The following is a 492-nucleotide window of genomic DNA, read 5'->3' on the forward strand; positions in this document are numbered from 1 at the left end:
GGTCACCAACACGCTGATGGGCCTCGGCTCGTTCCCCGGCACCAGCAAGCAGTTCGTCGGCATGCTCGGCATGCACGGCACGTATGAAGCCAACATGGCCATGCAGAACTGCGACGTGCTGATCGCCATCGGGGCGCGTTTCGACGATCGCGTGATCGGCAACCCGGCGCACTTCACCTCGCAGCCGCGCAAGATCATCCATATCGACATCGATCCGTCTTCCATCTCGAAGCGGGTCAAGGTCGACATTCCCATCGTGGGCCACGTCAAGGATGTGCTGCAGGAGCTGATCTCGCAGCTGCAGGCCAGCGACGTCAAGCCCAAGCGCGAGGCCCTGGCCAAGTGGTGGGAACAGATCGAGCAATGGCGTTCGGTGGACTGCCTCAAGTACGACCGCAACTCCGAGATCATCAAGCCGCAGTACGTGGTTGAGAAGATCTGGGAGCTGACGCACGGCGATGCCTTCGTCTGCTCGGACGTGGGCCAGCACCA

General features: G+C 61.8%; 1 pseudogene. It reads left to right on the forward strand.

The features are described from left to right. Nucleotides 1–492, forward strand: a pseudogene (locus AC1DS3_RS39465) (acetolactate synthase 3 large subunit); the annotation flags it as partial.

It is taken from the genome of Cupriavidus sp. 01L46, from assembly GCF_056399905.1.